At 71.8% G+C, this 4,035-nt stretch carries 4 protein-coding genes and 1 pseudogene; 1 reads left to right on the top strand and 4 read right to left on the bottom strand.

The genetic code is table 11. From position 1 onward, the window contains the following. The 4 genes and pseudogenes from AB0I76_RS24240 to AB0I76_RS24225 all read right to left on the bottom strand — a co-directional run. Positions 1 to 406: pseudogene (locus tag AB0I76_RS24240) on the bottom strand (hypothetical protein); the annotation flags it as partial. A 77-nt stretch (positions 407 to 483) separates the two neighbouring features. Then, complete coding sequence (locus AB0I76_RS24235) at positions 484 to 786, bottom strand: cupin (RefSeq protein ID WP_357039629.1); 303 nt, start codon at positions 784 to 786, stop codon at positions 484 to 486. Further along, the gene (locus AB0I76_RS24230; RefSeq protein WP_357039632.1) at positions 783 to 1,733 is read right to left on the bottom strand and encodes an LLM class F420-dependent oxidoreductase; all 951 of its coding nucleotides are present in this window, start codon (positions 1,731 to 1,733) and stop codon (positions 783 to 785) included. Before AB0I76_RS24230 ends, AB0I76_RS24235 begins: the two co-directional genes overlap by 4 nt. Positions 1,734 to 1,735: 2 nt before the next feature. Next, entirely contained in the window at positions 1,736 to 2,521 is a 786-nt protein-coding gene (locus AB0I76_RS24225; RefSeq protein WP_357039626.1) for an ABC transporter ATP-binding protein, read from the bottom strand. A 267-nt stretch (positions 2,522 to 2,788) separates the two neighbouring features. Here AB0I76_RS24225 and AB0I76_RS24220 point away from each other — a divergent pair, with 267 nt between their 5' ends. Continuing rightward, a complete protein-coding gene (locus tag AB0I76_RS24220) occupies positions 2,789 to 3,820 on the top strand; it encodes an ABC transporter substrate-binding protein (RefSeq protein WP_357039623.1) in 1,032 nt (343 codons plus the stop codon). Positions 3,821 to 4,035 lie beyond the last annotated feature (215 nt).

The raw sequence follows: 4,035 nt of genomic DNA, 5'->3' as shown, positions 1-4,035 counted from the left end.
ACGGGTGAGCCGCGATCGGCGAGCTGCTTGTGCTTGGCGACTGCGGCCGACAGGTGTGGTGGTGTGAGTGCCCAGCCAAGCCGCAGGGCGCCATACACAGCGGGGCGACGACGGTGGCGCCGAGCGCGGCGGCGGCGGCCACCGCGACCGGCCGCACCGTGCCGGTCAGCAGCCCGTCGCGGCGGGCCAGACGCTCGGTGAGCACGGCGCCGGCGACGGCGGCGTTCGCCGCGAACCAGCCGGCCCAGACGAGCTGAGCCGGCCACTGGTTGACGCTGCCGCCGGTGAAGCTGCCGTCGAGCCGGACGATGCCGAAGCCGAATGCGACGCCCAGCTGGCCGGCCCCGGCCAACAGGCTCACCCCGAGCGCGGTGAGCAGCAGTCTGCCCCAGGTCCGAAAGGCCATGTCCGGCACGTTACGGTCCGGTGCGCCCGATCGCCACCGGCGCGCCGTGCGACGTGACGGCCCTGCCTCCGGCGGGTCTACTTGAGTTCGACCAGCCGGGCCAGGTACGTGGTGTCACCGACATTGGTGAGCATGTGCACGGCGCCCGGGTCCCGGTACACCACGCCGCCGGTCGGCTCGTCCGCGTCGATCCGCGTGCCGTCGACGGTCTGCACGACGTTCTTCGCGCCCTGGATCGCCACCACCAGGTAGGGGTGGTCGTGCCGGTGCAGCGGCTGGCGCTCGCCCGGCGCCAGGCGGATGTGCCACACCCGGACCCGATCGTTCTCGTACACGATCTCCTGGCCCACCGGGCCGAGATCGAGCTGGGCGTCGGTCATCGGACTCCGTCCAGGTGGGGGAGCACCTCGGCGGCGATGAGCTCCAGGTGGTCGAGGTCGGTGAGGTCGATCAGGCGCAGGTGGACGCGGGAGGCGCCGATCGCGGCGAACTCGCCGATCCGGTCCACGAGCTGCGCGGGAGACCCGACCACCGGATCCTCCGGCGGCAGGGCGCTCTTGACGTGCAGCGGGGCGGCGCGCTCGCGTGCCTCGGCGTCGGTGCGGCCGATCGCCACCACGATCCCGGCGGAGAGCGCCAGCGGCGCCCGCCCACTCGCGTCCCGCCCGGTCCGGTCGCACGCCTCGCGTACCCGCTCGTACGCCTCGGCGGTCTCCTCGACCGACTTGAACGGCATGTTGAACTCGTCGGCGTACCGGGCGGCCAGTTCGGGGGTGCGCTTCGGGCCGCGCCCGCCGACGATCACCGGCGGGCCGGGCACCTGCACCGGCTTCGGGAGGGCGGGGGCGTCCACCAGCCGGTAGTGGTCGCCGGTGTAGCTGAACGTCCCGCCCGACGGGGTGGCCCACAGCCCGGTGACGATCTCCAGTTGCTCGGCGAGCCGGTCGAAGCGCTCGCCGACACCGGGGAACGGGATGCCGTACGCGGTGTGCTCGCGCTCGTACCAGCCGGCTCCGATGCCCAACTCGATCCGGCCGCCGCTCATCTGGTCGACCTGGGCGACCATCACCGCGAGCGGTCCGGGCATCCGGAAGGTGGCCGAGCTGACCAGGGTGCCGAGCCGGATCCGGCTGGTCTCCCGGGCGAGCGCGGCAAGGGTCAGCCAGGCGTCGGTGGGACCGGGCAACGCGGGCTCGTCGCCCATGGCCCGGTAGTGGTCGGCGCGGAAGAAGCCCTCGTACCCGGCCGCCTCGGCCTCGCGGGCGAAGCGCAACTGGTCGTCGTAGCTCGCGCCGCGGTGCGGCTCGATGAAGACCGACACCCGCATGGTCACCGTCCCTCCGCGCCGGAGGCGACCGGCTGGTCCTGTTCCATCAGCAGTTCGTGCAGGTCGGCGCTGACCCGGGCGACGTCGGCGAGGTGCGCGTTGCGGCCGAGGGTGCGGGGTCGGGGGATGGTCACGTCGACGACCTTGCGGATCCGTCCCGGTCGGGGGCTCAGCACCACCACCCGGTCGGCCAGCAGCACCGCCTCGTCGATGGAGTGGGTGACGAAGACGACGGTGGCGGAGGTCTCCATGTGCACCCGCTGGAGTTCGCCGGACAGCTCCTCGCGGGTGAGCGCGTCGAGTGCGGAGAACGGCTCGTCCATCAACATCACCCGGGGCTCGCCGATCAGCGACCGGCACAGCGACACCCGCTGCTGCATGCCGCCGGACAGCTCGTGCGGGAGGCGCTTCTCGAAGCCGGCCAGGCCGGCGAGGTCGAGCAGGGCGCGGGCCCGGTCCCGGTGCTCCTTCCGCTTCCAGCCGAAGATCTCGACCGGGAGCAGGACGTTGTCGAGGACGGTGCGCCAGGGAAGCAGGGCCGGTCGCTGGAAGAGCATCGCGATGTCCGGTCGGGGCCGGGTGATCGGCGTGCCGGCGACGGTGATCTCTCCGGCGGTCGTCGGGAGCAGCCCGGCGACCAGGCGCAGCAGGGTGGACTTGCCGCAGCCCGAGCGGCCGACGACGGCGACGAACTCGCCCTCGGCGACGTCGAGGTCGATGCCGCGTAGCGCCTCCACCCGGCCGCCACGGCCGTCGAAGGTGCGGGACACCCCGGACAGACGGATCATCTCCGGCGTGCCTCCCTGAGCCGTCGGTCAGCGACTGCGGGAAAGGGTATCCGTCCTGTGTGGCTTTCGCACCGTCCGGGGTGGACGGGAGTTGTTTCCGTTCCGAAACCTCGTACGCCTGGCGTCGCAAAGGTGGGTTTCTCGTACGCTGTGCCCGCGAAGAGTCCCCTCACGACGGTGGTGTCGGCTTTCCCCCCTGAGCCGCCGCCACCAGACAACCCCGCCGGGAGGCCCGCCGCCCCCGGTCGGAAAGGACAAGGTGCACTGATGAGAAGGCTGACCCGCACGGTCGCCGCGGCCACCCTGGCCACCGCCCTCGCCCTGGTCGCCGGCTGCAGCAGCGGCTCGGACTCCGCCGACAGCCCCAAGGGCGGCGACGGCAAGGCGTTGGAGAAGGTGACCTACCTCACCTCGTTCGGCAACTTCGGCCGTGACTCGTACGCCTGGGTGGCCAAGGAGAAGGGTTTCTTCTCCGAGGCCGGCTTCGACGTCGAGATCAAGCCGGGCCAGGGCACCGGCTCGGTCATCCAGACCGTCGTCGGCGGTCAGGCCCAGTTCGGCCCGATCGACCTCACCGGTGGTCTGCTCCAGCTCGGCAACGGCAAGGCGAAGGACTTCGTCGCGGTCGCCGCGATCCAGCAGCGCACGATGGCCGCCATCGCCACGGTCGAGGGCAAGAACATCGCCTCTCCGAAGGACCTGGAGGGCAAGAAGCTCGCCGACACCCCCGGATCCGTCGTGCGAAACCTCTTCCCGACGTACGCCCGGATGGCCGGCATCGACGCGTCCAAGGTGACCTGGGTCAACGGTGAGGCGCAGACGCTGATGGGCACGCTCGCCTCCGGCTCGGTCGACGGCATCGGCCAGTTCGTGGTGGGCCAGCCCACCATCGAGGCGGTCACCAAGAAGAAGGCCGTCCTGCTGCCGTACAGCGACGTGATGCAGGACCTCTACGGCAACGTGCTGATCACGTCCTCGAAGATCGCCAAGGAGAACCCGGAGATGGTCAAGCGGTTCACCGGCGCCCTGATGAAGGGCCTGGAGTACGCGCTGGCCAATCCCCAGGAGGCGGCGGAGATCCTGAAGAAGAACGTCGACGCCACCGTCCCCGCAGCGGCCGCCGCCGAGCTCCAGCTGATGGCCGCGTACGTGCGGTCCAGCAACTCCGGCACCCAGCTCGGCACCCTGGACAGCGGCCGGGTCGCCAAGAGCATCGCGATCCTGCAGGGCGCCGGTGCTCTCCAGCAGAACATCACCCCCGACCAGATCATCGACTTCGGTCTCGCGCCGAAGGCCTGAGCAGGCCCGACCGTGCACGGGGGTGCGCTCCACCGGTCCCCACCGGTGGGGCGCGCCCCCGTCCCGTACCGGCCGACGGGCCGCATGTTGCCAGGAGGATCTCCATGACCGACGTCCGCTCGCCGGAGCCGGCGGTGACGGTCGCCCCGCCCGCGCCGGAAGCCGGATCCTCGGCCGGTCGCACCCGGGCCCGGCGGTGGGGTGGTGGCGCGGCC

The organism is Micromonospora sp. NPDC049799 (assembly GCF_040656655.1).
In the GTDB taxonomy this organism is placed as follows: domain Bacteria; phylum Actinomycetota; class Actinomycetes; order Mycobacteriales; family Micromonosporaceae; genus Micromonospora.
Note: the sequence above shows the minus strand (reverse complement) of the source record. Positions and strands in the feature narration are given on the sequence as shown.